The organism is Streptomyces sp. NPDC025618, assembly GCF_055558795.1.
Genome location: NZ_JBVHLW010000072.1, coordinates 1 through 14,273 on the forward strand (window position 1 = coordinate 1; position 14,273 = coordinate 14,273).

Annotated in this window: 15 protein-coding genes and 1 riboswitch; of the genes, 9 read left to right on the plus strand and 6 right to left on the minus strand. The window is 71.8% G+C overall.

The genetic code is table 11. The annotated features are described in order from the left end of the window. Positions 1–278: 278 nt before the first annotated feature. Entirely contained in the window at positions 279–1,733 is a 1,455-nt protein-coding gene (eat, locus tag ACZ4A5_RS30780; RefSeq protein ID WP_467591438.1) for an ethanolamine permease, read from the plus strand. Positions 1,734–1,759: 26 nt separating this feature from the next. After that, complete coding sequence (locus ACZ4A5_RS30785) at positions 1,760–2,464, plus strand: gamma-glutamyl-gamma-aminobutyrate hydrolase family protein (RefSeq protein WP_467591441.1); 705 nt, start codon at positions 1,760–1,762, stop codon at positions 2,462–2,464. A gap of 1 nt (position 2,465) precedes the next feature. Here ACZ4A5_RS30785 and ACZ4A5_RS30790 read toward each other — a convergent pair whose 3' ends face one another. Beyond that, entirely contained in the window at positions 2,466–2,663 is a 198-nt protein-coding gene (locus ACZ4A5_RS30790) for a hypothetical protein (protein WP_467591443.1), read from the minus strand. Beyond that, positions 2,657–3,058 (minus strand): DUF6415 family natural product biosynthesis protein, encoded by a 402-nt coding sequence (locus tag ACZ4A5_RS30795; RefSeq protein ID WP_467591446.1) that lies wholly within the window; start codon positions 3,056–3,058, stop codon positions 2,657–2,659. Before ACZ4A5_RS30795 ends, ACZ4A5_RS30790 begins: the two co-directional genes overlap by 7 nt. 174 nt (positions 3,059–3,232) lie before the next feature. On the opposite strand from ACZ4A5_RS30795, the gene ACZ4A5_RS30800 reads away from it, so the two are divergent. The 5 genes from ACZ4A5_RS30800 (at position 3,233) to ACZ4A5_RS30820 (ending at position 5,545) form a co-directional block, all read left to right on the plus strand. Next, positions 3,233–4,093: a helix-turn-helix domain-containing protein gene (locus ACZ4A5_RS30800; protein ID WP_467591448.1), complete on the plus strand. Its 861-nt coding sequence runs from the start codon at positions 3,233–3,235 to the stop codon at positions 4,091–4,093. Continuing rightward, on the plus strand, positions 4,069–4,341 hold the full coding sequence (locus ACZ4A5_RS30805; RefSeq protein ID WP_467591451.1) for a DUF397 domain-containing protein: 273 nt from the start codon (positions 4,069–4,071) through the stop codon (positions 4,339–4,341). Before ACZ4A5_RS30800 ends, ACZ4A5_RS30805 begins: the two co-directional genes overlap by 25 nt. A gap of 192 nt (positions 4,342–4,533) precedes the next feature. Then, positions 4,534–4,791 carry a peptidase inhibitor family I36 protein gene (locus ACZ4A5_RS30810; RefSeq protein ID WP_467591454.1) on the plus strand — a complete coding sequence of 86 codons (258 nt, stop codon included), beginning with the start codon at positions 4,534–4,536 and terminating at the stop codon, positions 4,789–4,791. Between the two features lie 165 nt (positions 4,792–4,956). Beyond that, on the plus strand, positions 4,957–5,169 hold the full coding sequence (locus ACZ4A5_RS30815; protein ID WP_467591457.1) for a helix-turn-helix transcriptional regulator: 213 nt from the start codon (positions 4,957–4,959) through the stop codon (positions 5,167–5,169). Continuing rightward, the gene (locus tag ACZ4A5_RS30820) at positions 5,138–5,545 is read left to right on the plus strand and encodes a hypothetical protein (protein WP_467591460.1); all 408 of its coding nucleotides are present in this window, start codon (positions 5,138–5,140) and stop codon (positions 5,543–5,545) included. Before ACZ4A5_RS30815 ends, ACZ4A5_RS30820 begins: the two co-directional genes overlap by 32 nt. 269 nt (positions 5,546–5,814) lie before the next feature. Here the strand turns inward: ACZ4A5_RS30820 and ACZ4A5_RS30825 are convergent, their stop codons facing one another. The 3 genes from ACZ4A5_RS30825 to metE form a co-directional block, all read right to left on the minus strand. Further along, entirely contained in the window at positions 5,815–7,134 is a 1,320-nt protein-coding gene (locus ACZ4A5_RS30825) for a wax ester/triacylglycerol synthase family O-acyltransferase (RefSeq protein ID WP_467591476.1), read from the minus strand. A 547-nt stretch (positions 7,135–7,681) separates the two neighbouring features. Beyond that, positions 7,682–8,278 carry a hypothetical protein gene (locus ACZ4A5_RS30830; protein ID WP_467591462.1) on the minus strand — a complete coding sequence of 199 codons (597 nt, stop codon included), beginning with the start codon at positions 8,276–8,278 and terminating at the stop codon, positions 7,682–7,684. 299 nt (positions 8,279–8,577) lie between these two features. Continuing rightward, the gene (gene metE / locus ACZ4A5_RS30835) at positions 8,578–10,884 is read right to left on the minus strand and encodes a 5-methyltetrahydropteroyltriglutamate--homocysteine S-methyltransferase (protein WP_467591465.1); all 2,307 of its coding nucleotides are present in this window, start codon (positions 10,882–10,884) and stop codon (positions 8,578–8,580) included. 38 nt (positions 10,885–10,922) lie between these two features. Further along, a riboswitch (cobalamin riboswitch) is annotated at positions 10,923–11,146 on the minus strand. Between the two features lie 36 nt (positions 11,147–11,182). Between metE and ACZ4A5_RS30840 the strand changes: the two genes are divergently transcribed. After that, positions 11,183–11,923 carry a helical backbone metal receptor gene (locus tag ACZ4A5_RS30840; RefSeq protein ID WP_467591467.1) on the plus strand — a complete coding sequence of 247 codons (741 nt, stop codon included), beginning with the start codon at positions 11,183–11,185 and terminating at the stop codon, positions 11,921–11,923. Here ACZ4A5_RS30840 and ACZ4A5_RS30845 read toward each other — a convergent pair. Continuing rightward, positions 11,871–13,007, minus strand: coding sequence for a TDT family transporter (locus tag ACZ4A5_RS30845; protein WP_467591470.1), 1,137 nt, complete (start codon positions 13,005–13,007; stop codon positions 11,871–11,873). The genes ACZ4A5_RS30840 and ACZ4A5_RS30845 overlap by 53 nt on opposite strands. A gap of 70 nt (positions 13,008–13,077) precedes the next feature. Here ACZ4A5_RS30845 and ACZ4A5_RS30850 point away from each other — a divergent pair, with 70 nt between their 5' ends. Continuing rightward, a complete protein-coding gene (locus ACZ4A5_RS30850) occupies positions 13,078–13,989 on the plus strand; it encodes a LysR family transcriptional regulator (protein ID WP_467591473.1) in 912 nt (303 codons plus the stop codon). Positions 13,990–14,273: the final 284 nt, after the last annotated feature.

The window sequence follows — 14,273 nt, forward strand, 5'->3', positions numbered from 1 at the left end:
ATCCAGCCCGTCCGGCGTTTGAGGACGCGCCCGCAGGGCGCTCCCGCCGCAGGCGGCGAACCGGCCCGCAGCCGGGGGTCTGGGGCACGCGCCCCCCACGCGGCGGAGCCGCACATCAGATGCAGCCGGGAAGGGGCGGGGCTGGGGAAAAAGCCCGCCGCAGGCGCACCGCCCCCCACCCGTAACCCCCCTTTTACGCAAGAGGGTTGCCATCCGCCCCACGCGCCAGCAAAGGTATGGCCCAAAACCTTTACCCCCCAGGGCCAGGAGCGCGGCACATGCCAGACCGCACCGAGACACCCCCCGCCCCACCCACCACCGCCCCCCACAGCACCTACCTGGAAAAGCGCACCCTGCGCAGAGGCACCGCAGGCCCCCTCCTCCTCACAGGACTGGGCGTCGCCTACGTCGTCTCCGGTGACTACTCCGGCTGGAACTTCGGCCTCGCCCACGGCGGCTTCGGCGGACTCGCCGTCGCCGCCGCCCTCATGGGCCTCATGTACACCTGCATGGTCTTCGCCCTGGCCGAGCTCGCCTCCGTCCTCCCCACCGCCGGCGGCGGCTACGGCTTCGCGCGCCGCGCGCTCGGTCCCTGGGGCGGCTTTCTCACCGGCACGGCGATCCTCATCGAATACGTCCTCGCACCGGCCGCGATCTCCGTCTTCATCGGCGACTACGTCGAATCGCTGCACCTCTTCGGGCTCACCTCCTCCTGGCCCGTCTATCTGGCCTGCTTCGTCGTCTTCATCGGCATCCACCTCTACGGCGTGGGCGAGGCGCTGAAGTTCAGCTTCGTCGTGACGGGGATAGCGGTCGCCGCGCTGCTGATCTTCGCGGTGGGGGCGTTCACGGACTTCGACGCGGGGCGGCTGCACGACATCCCCGTGGATCACGGCGCGTTCGGGTCCTCGTCCTGGCTGCCGTTCGGGGCGCTGGGGATCTGGGCGTCGTTCCCGTTCGGCATGTGGTTCTTCCTCGGCGTCGAGGGGGTACCGCTGGCCGCCGAGGAGACCAAGGACCCGGCGCGCTCGCTGCCGAAGGCGATGGCCACGTCCATGGGCATCCTGCTCCTCCTGGCCCTCGGCACGTTCCTCGCCGCGACCGGCGCGGGTGGCGCCGACGCCATGAAGGACGCGGGCAATCCGCTGGTCGCGGCCCTCCAGAGCGACGGACACGCCACCACGCTCGGCCGGATCGTCAACTACGCCGGGCTCGCGGGCCTGGTGGCCTCGTTCTTCTCCCTCATCTACGCGGGCTCCCGGCAGCTCTTCGCGCTCTCCCGGGCCGGCTACCTCCCCCGCCTCCTCTCCCTCACCAGCCGCCGCAAGGCCCCCTACCTCGGCCTGCTGGTCCCCGGCGCGCTCGGCTTCACGCTCGCGGCGGCGACCGGCGACGGGGCGCGCATGCTCAACGTCGCGGTGTTCGGCGCCACGATCTCGTACGCCCTGATGTCCCTCTCCCACGTCGTGCTGCGCCGCCGCGAACCGGGGCTGGAGCGGCCGTACCGCACGCCGGGCGGCGTGGTGACCTCGGCGGTCGCCCTCGTGCTCGCCTGCGCGGCCCTGGTGGCGACGTTTCTCGTGGACACGGCGGCCGCGCTGATCGCGCTGGGTGTGTACGCGGTCGCCGCCGCGTACTTCGCCCTCTACAGCAGGCACCGCCTGGTCGCGGGCGCGCCGGAGGAGGAGTTCGCGGCGCTCGCCGCGGCGGAGGCCGAGCTCGCACGAGAATGACCCCACGTCGAAAGGACCTTGACCACATGGACACGCAGCCGCTGATCGGCATCAGCACCTATCACGCACGCGCCCGTTGGGGTGCCGCCTGGGACACGCGGGCGGCCGTGCTGCCGACCACATACGTCGAACACTTCCAGCGCGCCGGCGCCCTGGCCGTCCTGCTGCCGCCCGGCGACCCCGCGACCGCCGCCGCGGCGGTCCGGCGCCTGGACGGCCTGGTCCTCGCGGGCGGCGACGATCTGGACCCCGCGATGTACGGCCAGGAGCCGCACCCCCGCGCGGGCACACCCGTACCGGAGCGCGACCGCTGGGAACTGGCCCTGCTCAACGCCGCGTTGCGGCAGCGCCTGCCGCTGCTCGGCATCTGCCGGGGCATGCAGCTGATGAACGTCCAGGCCGGGGGCACGCTCGATCAGCACACCCCGGACGTGGTCGGCCACGAGGGCCACAACCCCGTGGTGGGCGTCTTCAGCGACCACCTCGTCAAGCCCGTCCTGTCGAGCAGGCTCGGCAGCCTGATGCCCGATCCGTGCGACGTGGCGACCCACCACCACCAGAGCGTCGACCGGCTGGGCGAGGGCCTGACGCCGACGGCGTACGCGGAGGACGGCACGGTGGAGGCGCTGGAGTACGAGGGCGCGGCGTTCGCCCTGGGCGTCCAGTGGCACCCGGAGGTGCGGCCGGACCTCCGCCTGGCGCGCGCACTGGTCGCGGCGGCGACGGGCTGAGTCAGACACCCAGCCGCAGGTGGGCGATGGTGTAGTGCAGGCGGTGCCGCCTGTTGGTGACCTCCAGCGCGTCGAGATCATCACCGAGCAGGGCCCGCCGCCCCTCACCTTCCAGACGAAGGCACTCCGGGCACCGGCGCTCCGGCGGCGTACTGCGCGGCCCGCTCGAATGCGGCAGGGAGACGACGGGGTTCAGCACGGCTGCCCCCCGTTCCGCAGCGCCGCTCGGTGTTCGCGCAGCTCCTGCGCGGCCCGCGCGAGCCCCCGGGCGTGATCGAAGGCGGACCGCAGCCCGCTGCCGGGCCCGAGGGCAGTGCCCCGATGCAGCGCTTCCGCCGCGCTCCGCTCGGCGGCCTCCCGGCGCGGGTCCCCCGGGGGCAGGACTCCGGCGGCGGCCTGGACGGCTGCGGCGGTCTCCTTGATGTACGCGCGGAGGATGACGGTGGAGGAGGTGACGCTGCCGACGGGCGGGGAGATGTGACTGGGGGCGCCGAGGATCGTACGGATCACCGACCGGATGAGGTCGTCGCCGTCGGGGTGGGGTGAGTCGGGGCGTCCTACGGGGGTGACGGCGGTGCCGGGGCATACGGGCATGGCGGGGCGCTCCTCGGGAACGTACGTGTGCGGTGGCGCAGGGCGGGCATCACAACGCTGGAGATTCGAACACAGCGTCAAACACCGAGAGTTGGGCTCTCGGTTCCGGTTCCAAGTATCTGCCGGGCCGCCTATGCTCAGGCCGATTGAGGGCTTGCCTCTGCGGAGATTCAAATGGGGGTTGCACGTATGCCCGCGCCTACGCGGCTCGATCCGTCGCGGTCTCACATCGCGCAGCTCGGAGTGGTGATCCGCTCCCTGCGGGAGGCCAAGGGCTGGTCCCAGGCCGAGCTCGGCCAGGCCATCAGGATTTCCAATACGGCGATCTCGAAGTTCGAGAACGGGCACGTACGCCCCATCCGGGAGGTCGCAGAAGCCCTGGACCGGGCTCTCGACGCAAACGGCACGTTGTTTGAGATCTGGGATCGACTCAACGATGACCCCTCGGCGAAATGGGTCGTGAAGTATTTCGGATACGAGTCGAAGGCCGTGGAAATCCATCAACTCGCCAGCACCTTGCCCGCCCTGCTGCAATCCGACGACTACATCAGGGCGATCCTCCAGCTCGGCATGCCCTACTACGGTGGTGACCTTGACGCGAAGGTCGCGTATCGCCAACGCAGGCGCGCCCTTCTCGATCGTCCCGATCCGCCGTCGTTCCGAGCCCTCCTTGACCAGTCGGCATTCGACCGCACCGTTGGCGATGCCAAGCTCATGCGGGGCCAGCTTCTCTACATGCTCGACAGGATGACGTTGACGAACGTCGACCTGAGGCTGATCCCCTTCACCGTCAGCGGGGCAAGCCGCGATTTCGGCCTGACCCAGATCATGACCTTCAAGGGCGGCCGCAGGATCGTCTATCGGGCTGCCCCCACCAAAGGTGGTCTCTACGTCACCAATGCGGCCGAGATCGCCCAATACTCAGCCGTGTACGAACAGCTGTGGCGTGAGTCCCTACCCCCTGGGGAGTCAATCACGTTGATTCGCAAAGCGCTTGAGGAGAAGTACCCGTGCCCACCAGCCGACCTGACCTGACCACAGCCGTATGGCGCAAGAGCAGCTACACGGGGCTCAACGACAACGACTGTGTCGAACTCGCCGACCGCCAGTTCCCCGACATCGTCCCCATACGCGACAGCAAGAACCCGGACGGCCCCGTCATAACCCCACCGACCACCGCCTGGTCCACCTTCATCACCGCCATCGCGAGCGACACCGACCTTCAAAGCGTAGTGCCGGTAGGGCTGACGGCCCATGACCGCTGCGGTACGCCAAGTGCATGAGGTAGGCCCAAGGGGACAGCCTCACCAACGACGGGCCTCGACATCGGGCAGACTGGGATCTGGCCCACGTACCGATGAACCTGGGGAGAAACCTTGCGTTCGACTCTCAAGATCGGGACCATCGCCGCCGTTCTCGGCCTGTCACTGACGAGCCAGGTTACCGCCACAGCGGAGAGTTCCGAGCTCCGTCCCATGTCTCATTCCCAGTGCGACGCTGCCGTGAATGTCGTCTGCGGCTGGAGCGGAATCGGCTATACCGACGACACCTACGCGTGGCAATACTCGACCGGCGACACGGGCGGCCCCGTCCGCTCCATCTGGAACAAACGAGGATCGTGGGTGGTGGTGTACTCCGGCACGGGCTACACCGGCGACCGGTACACCGTCGACGCGGGCGCTTCGGTGCCGGTACTGCCGTTCCCCGCGCACTCGATCGCCACTAGCGGCTGATCCATCGCCGCCGCAGCCCGCCGCCGGTGCCGCTCGGCGCCGGTGGCGGAGGGGGCGCCTGACGCCACCACCGAACCTCCGTACAGCAACAGCAAGTTAAGCTCGCCCCCCCCTCCCTGTAAAGCAAGCTTGACAGTCATCGATGGTGACAAGCAAGCTTGACACGTGCGAAACAGGGTCAGAGAACTGCGGTCGGCGCGCGGGCTCTCCCAGGGGCAGCTGGGAGCCGCCCTCGGGGTCTCGCGGCAGACGGTCAACGCGATCGAGACAGAGCGGTACACGCCGTCGCTGCCGCTCGCCTTCGCCCTGGGCAAGTTCTTCGAGATCAGGGTTGAGGAGTTGTTTTATGCCAATGAGGGCCCAGCAGACGACCGGTAGCGCGGCCAGGCGGTCCGTCCCCGGCTTCTTCCTCGCCGTCGGAGCCGCCTGCCTCGTGGCCGCGACCGTCGGCGGTCATCTCGCTCTCGGCCTGGTGACGTTCGCGATCCTGGCGGCCTGCGGCCTTGCCCTGGTGCTGCTGGGGCGCCGGAACGAGACCTATCAGGGCATCACCGAGAAGGCTCCCGACGAGCGCTTCGCCCGGATCGGGGGGCTGGCCTGGGCCGGCACGGGCGTCATGCTCACCGTGGGGAATCTCTGCGCCTTCATCGGTGAACTGGCATCGGGAAGAAGCGGCGATCCGTACTTCTGGTTCGTGGCCACCGCCGCCGTCTCCTACATCGGGTTCGTCGCCTTCTTCTCCCGGCGCACGTGAGCCACTTCGGGCGGGTCCGGGGCGAGCGTCTGCCCACCGGCCCGTCGCGCTGCCTCGCCCGGCCACACCCCCGGCCTCGCCTGCGCCACCGGAGCCGACGAGCTTCTCCGGGCGGAAGTGGGCCCTCCCCGCGAAGCGTTACCGCAGCCAGGAACCGGCGCCTCCGGCGGAGGCCCGGCGGCATCCGTGCCTCCGGAGACCGCGTGTCCCAGCGGGAACTGCTGCGGCTTCGCCTGAGGACGAGAACCGACCCCGTGGACGGCCGGCGCTCACCCCTCGCAGACAGCCGCCAGCTCCGCCGCCTCCTCCACGATCGAGCGGGCCAGCAGGTCCAGGTCCGGCACGGCGACCGCGTCGGCGAGCAGACCGTAGAAGACGTGGTTCTCGTACGGGGTGACACCCACGGCGAGGGACTGCCCGGGGGCGAGCGGGGCCAGCGGATATGCCTCGCGGACTCGGCTGTCGGCCAGGGTGAGGCCACGCGCACCGCGCATCGGGACGCTGGAGACGAGCAGGTCGTAGAAGAGGCGGCCCGAGCGGGCGATCATGCGGCCGCCGAAGCGGTGGCCGAGGGGCGGGATGAAGTCGGCGAGCAGTGCGACGGCTCCCGCGCCGCCGGCGGGCCCGGCCTGCTTGTTGCGTTCCATGGCCTCGCGTACCGCGCGCACGCGGGCGAGGGGGTCGGGCTCGTCGACGGGGAGCCGGGTCAGATAGCCGGAGAGCCGGTTGCCCGAGGCGGTCGGGTCGCTCGGGTCGCGCAGCGACACGGGGACGAGGGCGCGGGGGCGTACGCCGGCGCTGCCGTCGCCGCGCTTGTCGAGCCAGCGCCGCATGCCGCCCGCGACCACGGCGAGGAGGACGTCGTTGGTGGTGCCGCCGGTGGTCTCGCGGACGCGCTTCACGTCGCGCAGGTCGACGATGGCGCCTTCGGCGCGCCGGGCGCCGGTGGCGCGGGAGGCGAGGGCGGGCGAGGAGTTCACGTCCAGGGCGGCGCCGACCATGGCGGAGGCGATGGCAAGGCCCCGTCCGGCGTCGGTGACGGCGCCCCGCACCAGACCGGGCAGCTCGCGCGGTCCGGGCAGGCGCGGTCCGGAACCGCGCCTCGGCGGCCGGGACGCATCGGCGGGAACGGGTGCCCCGTCGAAGAGGGACATGACGTACGAGGCCGCGCGTATGCCGTCCGCGTGGGCGTGGTGGAAGGTGAACAGGACGGCGAAGGACGTACCGTCCGCGCCGGGCAGCACATGCGCGGCCCACGGCGGCCGCTCCCGGTCCAGGGGCCGCTGCATCAGAATCCCGGCGGCCGTGAGGAAGTCCCGTACGGGCGCGGTGAGACGCACGTGATTCAACGGGTCGAAGCCGGGGTCCACATCACGGACGGCTCCGCCGACGGGGAACAAGACCGAGCGTATGCGGGTGTTCAGACCCGGCGTACGGGCCGCCCGCGCGGCGATCAGCCCGGCGGCCCGCTGGGCGGCGTCCGGGCTGTCGGCGTCGAAGACGAAGAGCCCGCCCATGTGCAGGGGGTGGCCGGCGGACTCGATGTTCCAGAAGGAGAGGTCGAGCGGGGAGAGCGGTTCGGGGGTCACGCCAGAGGTCACGGGGGTCTCCGAGTTCACAGGGGCATGGGCACGCTCGCGCGTCGAGCCGGTCCGGGGGCGACGCCGCTGGACGCAAACGACCAGAGTCAAACGCCGTCTGTCGACTACGGTCAAGTACGCACATGCCACGCTGTGTTAACGACATGTGAAGAGCCGTGGATCTCAGCCACTCCGGTGGACGGCCGGCAGCTCGCGCCACACCGAGCGACGAGGCCACCCCCAGCACTCCGTTATCCGGGTCGCGCCGGCGACACGGCATTCAGACAGTCCGCAATCGGTCCGAGACTCCGGACCCTCCCCGCGAGGCGTTCCCGCAGCGAGGGCCCAGTCGTGCCCGGTGCTCACATGCTCGGTGGTACTACCTGCCGTTCTTCACCGGCCGGCGGAACACGTCCCTGATTCGCCACCACAGCTTGCGGGCATGCGGGGTCTCGGTGGAGTAGCCGGCGCTGAACCTGATGGTGTCCGCGGTACGCCCCAGGGGCGTTCCTTTGGACGAGTACCGCGTGGGAGGTTGTTCGACCATGCGTCTCTCCTACGGATTCGGAGCCCTGGTCCCGCACCCCTCGCGCAGATCGTTGTTGGAACGGGTCTTCGGACCCCAGCCGATACCGCTGGCGTAGCCCTGCATCACAGGGTAGTAGGTGTAGGTGCCGCCACCGTCGTGACAATCCGTCGACCATCCGAAGTCGATGAAGTTGTTCGACGTCGGCCCCGTGCCATGCCAGTTGTTGTATGCGCGCGGCCCGCTCCACGAGCTGCGCCACATCTGCGTCTGCAGCTTCTGCGCGCCGAACGACCCGCTGCACACCTGCGAGGTCTCCCACTGGAAATACGAACTGGCTCCGGCGCCGTGGAAGGAGACATCGGATATGTACACCGAGCATCTCGCCGCCGCCGGAGCCGCGGGCCCGGAAGGCTTGGTCTCGCCGGCCTTGTAGGTGAACGAATACCGCTCCCCCTTCGTCGTCTTGCCCCACTCCCCGATGGTGGTCCCCGTCACCACACGGTGTCCGTCCACCATCACATGCCCGGCTGAAGAGTTCGAGTTGTCCGAGGCAGCCGACGGCACCGCCGAGGCAGAAGTGCCGAAACCCAGAACAGTGGCCGCCGCCAGGCCAACAGCCGCCACGGACAAGGACCTTGCTGTGCGCATAGGTGTTCCCCTCCGTCACCATGCCGATCGGTCGATCCAGCATGCGGGAACGTTAGTTCGATGACATGGCGAGGGGGACACTCACTACAGCCTTGGCCGAATCACGGTCACTCCACCTGCGCCGAACACCGCACGATGACGCGAAGCCCTTCCATGCTCTGGCGGAAGCGCCGGAAGGGACCGGTCTCGCCGTCGACCCGGTCCATGAAGAAAGAACCCCCGGCCCACCCCGCCGCTCTCCCCCAAGAGCGGCGGGCCGTCATCGAGGCGGACAGTCAGCGCAGCGTCGCACGGACCCGGCGCGCCGCCGCGACCACGTTCTCCAGCGCCGGGCCCGATTCCTCCGGGGCGCGGGTCTTCAGGCCGCAGTCGGGGTTGACCCACAGCCGCTCCGCGGGGACCGCGCGCAGCGCGTGCCGCAGGAGTTCGGCGATCTCCTCGACCGGGGGGACGCGCGGTGAGTGGATGTCGTAGACACCGGGGCCCGCCTCGCGCGGATAGCCCGCGGCCGCCAGCTCGTCCGCGACGGCCATCCGGGAGCGTGCCGCTTCGAGGCTGATGACGTCCGCGTCCAGGGCCTCGATCCCGGCGACGATCTCGCCGAACTCGGCGTAGCACATATGCGTGTGGATCTGGGTGTCGGCGCGGACGCCGCTGGTCGCGAGGCGGAACGCCTCGGTGGCCCAGTCCAGATAGCCGGGCCGGGCGGCGGCCCGCAGTGGCAGGAGTTCGCGCAGGGCCGGCTCGTCGACCTGGATCACGGCGGTGCCCGCGGCCTCCAGGTCGGCGACCTCGTCACGGAGGGCGAGAGCCACCTGGCGGGCGGTCTCGGCGAGCGGCTGGTCGTCGCGGACGAAGGACCAGGACAGCATGGTGACGGGGCCGGTGAGCATGCCCTTCACGGGGCGCTGGGTCAACGACTGGGCGTAGCGGGTCCATTCGACGGTCATCGGCGCGGGCCGCGAGACGTCACCGGCGAGGATCGGCGGCCGGACGTAGCGCGTGCCGTAGGACTGCACCCAGCCGTGCCGGGTGGCGAGGTAGCCGTTCAGCCGCTCGGCGAAGTGCTGGACCATGTCGTTGCGTTCGGGCTCGCCGTGCACCAGCACGTCGAGGCCGGCCTTCTCCTGGAAGGCGATCACCTCGCGGATCTCGGCGGCGATCCGCTCCCGGTACTCCTCGGCCGTGATCTTCCCGGCGCGCAGATCGGCCCGCGCGCGGCGCAGTTCGGCGGTCTGTGGGAAGGAGCCGATGGTGGTCGTGGGCAGCGGCGGGAGGCCCAGCCGGGCGCGCTGGGCGGCGGCCCGTTCCGCGTACGGCTGCGGGCGGCGGGTGTCCTCGGCGGTGACGGCCGCGCAGCGGTCCCGTACGGCCGCGTCGCGGGTCAGCGCGGAGCCCGCGCGGGAGGCGAGGGCGGCGCGGTTGGCGGCGAGCTGGGGTGCCACCGCCTCGCGGCCCTCGCTCAGCGCCCTTGCGAGGGTGGCGACTTCGGCCGTCTTCTGGCGGGCGAAGGAGAGCCAGCGGGCGATCTGCGGGTCGAGGTCGCGTTCGGCGGTGACGTCGAGCGGCACATGCAGCAGGGAGCAGGACGGCGCGACGTCGAGCCGGTCGACCAGGCCGAGCAGGGTGGCGAGGGTGGAGAGCGCCCGCTCCAGGTCGGCGGCCCAGATGTTGCGGCCGTCGACGACGCCCGCGATGAGCCGCTTGCCGGGGAGCCCGCCGAGCGCGGCGAGCTCTTCGAGATTGGCGGCCGCGGGGCCGGTGAAGTCCATCGCGAGCCCCTCGACCGGGGCCTGGGCGAGCACCGGCAGGGCGTCGCCGAGCCGGTCGAAGTAGGACGCGACCAGCAGTTGGGGACGGTCCGTGAGCGCGCCGAGCTCGCGGTAGGCGCGGGCGGTGGCGTTCAGCACGGACCGGGGCCGGTCCTGTACGAGCGCGGGCTCGTCCAGCTGCGCCCACTCCGCTCCGGCCGCCCGCAGGTCGGCGAGCAGCGAGGCGTAGACGGGCAGCAGCCGGTCGAGGAGCGTCAGCGGCTCGAAGTCCGCACCGGCGCCGGGCGCGGGCTTGGCCAGCAGCAGGAAGCTGATCGGTCCCAGCAGCACGGGCCGGGCCGTGAAGCCCGCGTCGCGTGCCTCACGGAATTCGCCGACCTGCTTACGGGAATCCGGCGTGAATTGCGCATCCGGTCCCAATTCCGGTACGAGGTAGTGGTAGTTGGTGTCGAACCACTTCGTCATCTCCAGCGGTGGCGTGTCCGCCGTGCCGCGGGCCATGGCGAAATAGACGTCGAGCTCGGTCGTGGCCGCCGCCCGGTGCCGCTCGGGCACCGCGCCGACCGCCCAGGCGGTGTCCAGCACATGGTCGTAGAACGAGAAGTCGCCGGTGGGCACCTCGGTGATGCCCGCCTCGCGCAGCTCCTCGCGGGCCGCGGCGCGCAACGCGGCGGCCGTTTCCAGGAGTTGCCGCGCGTCCAAGCGGCCGGCCCAATAGCTCTCGGTGGCCTTCTTCAGCTCACGGCCCGGGCCTTGCCGCGGATAGCCGTGCAGCGTGGGATTCACACGTGCGACATGCGTCTGCTTCACGGAACTCTCCTCCGGAGTTCGTGCGGTCCGTACCCCGTGCGGGCATACGGGCAGTGGCAGGTCTTCGGACTCGCGGGCGCGCCCCGGTCCCTCGTCGAGGGGCCGGTCACCTACCGGCGGTCGCTTCCCGGACGGCGTCCAGTGCGTATGACCGCTTTCGTTCCCACTCACCGCTGCGGGGCAGTTCCGGATTCGCACCGGATTCCCTCTTGCGACGCTCCCGACTGGCGGACGGGGCGAACCAGCTGCACCGGCCAGCATAGTCACAGGAGTTGCCGCCCGGGCGTACTCTATGATCATGGCCATTCGCACTGCCGTACGGCGCGTGGTGTCCCTCGTCCCCTCACTCACCGAGGCCGTGGCCGTCAGCGCGCCCGGGCTGCTCGTCGGTGCCACCGACTGGTGCGAGCGCCCCGCCGGGCTCGGCGTCACGCGGATCGGCGGCACGAAGAACCCCGACGTGGCCCGTATCGCCGCCCTCGCGCCCGACCTCGTCCTCGCCAACGAGGAGGAGAACCGCGCCCCCGACCTCGCCGCTCTGCGCGCGGCGGGCCTGCGGGTGCTGGTCACCGAAGTGCGCACGCTGGAGCAGGCGTTCACGGAGCTGGAACGGGTGCTGGTGGCGGGGTGCGGGCTGGAGCGGCCGGCGTGGCTGGCGGAGGCCGAGGAGGCGTGGCGGGACGTACGGGCCACGGGCCGCGCCGTGCGGGCGGTGGTGCCGGTGTGGCGGCGGCCGTGGATGGTCCTCGGCCGGGACACCTTCGCCGGGGACGTCCTCGCCCGGCTCGGCGTGGCGCACGCGTACGCGGGGCACGCGGAGCGCTATCCCCGCGTGCCCCTGGAGGAGTTGACCTCGTGCGGCGCCGAGCTGGTCGTCCTGCCGGACGAGCCGTACCGCTTCAGTGCCGACGACGGCCCGGAGGCGTTCCCCGGGCTGCCGTACGCGCTGGTCAGCGGCCGTCACCTCACGTGGTACGGCCCTTCGCTCACCGAAGCGCCGCGGGTGCTGGCCGCGGCGCTGCGAGCAGCCGGCCGTTGACCAGCCCCCGCAGGGTGCCGGTCGCGGCGACCGCCCAGGCGGCGACGAGCAGGGCGTAGAGCCCGACGGCCAGCCAGGTGAAGGCGTGCAGGTGGGTGTGGCGGGCGAGCGCCGCGGCGCCGGTGACGCAGGTGCCGATGGGAAAGGTGAAGCCCCACCACGTCATCCCGAAGCCCATCCCGCGCCGGAACGCGCCCACCACCATGGCCGTGGCCAGCGCCAGCCACAGCAGCGCGAAGCCCATCACCGGGACGCCGTAGAGCACGCCGAACGCGGACATCGCGTGCGCGTACGGGGCCGCGACGGCTCCCGGCGCCGCGTCGGCGAGGTTGTTCACGGCCGTCGCGGACTGGCCCAGCGGGCCCAGCACCAGGAAGAGGGTCGGGGTCATCGCCAGGGGCAGCGGACCGTGGTGCACCAGCCGCGAGAGGAGCATCGGCAGGATGGCGAGCGTCATCAGCAGGCTCATGCCGAACAGCGCGTAGCAGCCCAGCAGCATCGCCGCCCGCCACTGCCCGGCCGGCAGGTGCGCGACCAGCGCCGGGCCGTTCGCGGCGGAGACCATGGGGGCGACCACCGGCAGCAGCCAGACGGGCGAGGCGGCGCCGGGCTCGACCCGGTGCCGGGTCACCATCAGATACGGGATGCCCGCAGCGGCGACCAGGCCGAGCACGGTGCCGCCCACCCACAGGACGGAGTCGACGGCCACGGCCGCGGACGTGCCGATGACGCCCGAGCCGACGGAGAGGGTGGTGCCGCCGACGGCGAGCAGGGCCATGGCCAGGCAGCCGTAGAACGGCGCGACGCCCGGGTCGGCGAGGTGCCGCCGGGCCTGGTCACCGTGGCGCGCCCAGTGCGCGGCGCGGGCGGCGAGCAGGGTGAGGAGAGCGAGGGCGGCCAGCGCCCAGACGGCCTCGTACGCCACCCGCAGCCCCGGCGAGTGCGCCGGGAGCGCGGCTCCGGCGCCCGCGACGATGGCGGTGCCCATCACGGCGGCGTACCAGTTCGGGCCGAGATGGCGGACACCCGGCCGCGGTTCGTGACGCGTGAGAGGGGTGGGGCTGGGGTGGACGAGCGTGGTCATGCCTCCACGATCACCCATGGCACTCCGTGCAACCAGAGGCCATCGGTCTATGAGGGCATAAGCTGGGTTTATGAGTGATCCGAGCAGCCCTCTCGCCCACCGGGTACCCGATCTCGGGGCGCTGGAGCTCCTGCTCGCCGTGGCCCGGCTGGGCAGCCTGGGGCGGGCGGCGAAGGAGCTGGGCATCACCCAGCCGGCCGCCAGCAGCCGGATCCGCAGCATGGAGCGACAGCTCGGCGTGGCCCTGGTCGAACGCTCACCGCGCGGCTCGCGGCTCACGGAGGCGGGGGCGCTCGTCACCGACTGGGCCGGGCGGGTCGTCGAGGCCGCCGAGGCGTTCGACGCGGGGACGCGGGCGCTGCGCGGGCGCCGGGACTCGCGGCTGCGGGTCGCCGCGAGCATGACCATCGCCGAATACCTGCTGCCGGGCTGGCTCATCGCCCTGCACCGGCAGTTGCCCGGCACCGCCGTCTCGCTGCTCGCCGGGAACTCCGCCGCCGTCGCCGACCGGCTGCGCGCCGGTGAGGCCGACCTCGGCTTCGTCGAGGGCCTGGCCGTGCCGGCCGGCCTGGACGGCGCGGTCGTCGGCCACGACCGGCTCGTCGTCGTGGTGGCCCCCTCCCACGCGTGGGCGCGCCGCCGCGCCCCGCTGCCCCCTGCGGAGCTGGCGGCCACCCCCTTGATCCTGCGCGAACCCGGCTCGGGGACGCGGCAGGTGCTCGACGCCGCGCTCGCTTCTCACGGGGGTCTCGCCGTCCCCCTGCTCGAACTGTCGTCGACGACGGCCGTGAAGTCCGCCGTCGTGAGCGGCGCGGGACCTTCCGTGCTGAGCGAGCTCGCGGTGGGTGAGGAGCTGGCTTCCCGGCGGCTCGTGGAGGTGCCGGTGGGAGTTCGCCTGCGGCGTGATCTGCGGGCGGTGTGGCGGGCGGGACATGTGCCGGTGGGGCCGGGGCGGGAGCTTTTGTCTTTGACGCGGGGGTGAGGGGCGGGGGGCTCGCGCCTGCGGCGGGCTCTTTCCCCAGCCCCGCCCCTTCCCGAAACCGGGGGAGACCCCCGGACCCCCAGCGCCCTGCGGGCGCGTCCTCAAACGCCGGACGGGCTGATATCCAGCCCGTTGGGGGCACCTCCCAGCGGTAGCTGGGGGAGTTTGAGGACAACGCGGCGAAGCCGTGTTGCAGGGGGGTGGGGGGGGGGGGGCCCGGGCCCCCCCCCCCCCCCCCCCCCCCCCCCCCACAAACAACCCCCCCACCCCCCCCCCCCACCCCA

Coding starts and splice junctions, on each gene's coding strand:
- eat (WP_467591438.1), top strand. CDS start 279: ATGCCAGACCGCACCGAGACACCCCCCGCCCCACCCACCACCGCCCCC.
- ACZ4A5_RS30785 (WP_467591441.1), top strand. CDS start 1,760: ATGGACACGCAGCCGCTGATCGGCATCAGCACCTATCACGCACGCGCC.
- ACZ4A5_RS30795 (WP_467591446.1), bottom strand. CDS start 3,058: ATGCCCGTATGCCCCGGCACCGCCGTCACCCCCGTAGGACGCCCCGAC.
- ACZ4A5_RS30800 (WP_467591448.1), top strand. CDS start 3,233: ATGGGGGTTGCACGTATGCCCGCGCCTACGCGGCTCGATCCGTCGCGG.
- ACZ4A5_RS30810 (WP_467591454.1), top strand. CDS start 4,534: ATGTCTCATTCCCAGTGCGACGCTGCCGTGAATGTCGTCTGCGGCTGG.
- ACZ4A5_RS30820 (WP_467591460.1), top strand. CDS start 5,138: ATGCCAATGAGGGCCCAGCAGACGACCGGTAGCGCGGCCAGGCGGTCC.
- ACZ4A5_RS30840 (WP_467591467.1), top strand. CDS start 11,183: ATGGCCATTCGCACTGCCGTACGGCGCGTGGTGTCCCTCGTCCCCTCA.
- ACZ4A5_RS30845 (WP_467591470.1), bottom strand. CDS start 13,007: ATGACCACGCTCGTCCACCCCAGCCCCACCCCTCTCACGCGTCACGAA.
- ACZ4A5_RS30850 (WP_467591473.1), top strand. CDS start 13,078: ATGAGTGATCCGAGCAGCCCTCTCGCCCACCGGGTACCCGATCTCGGG.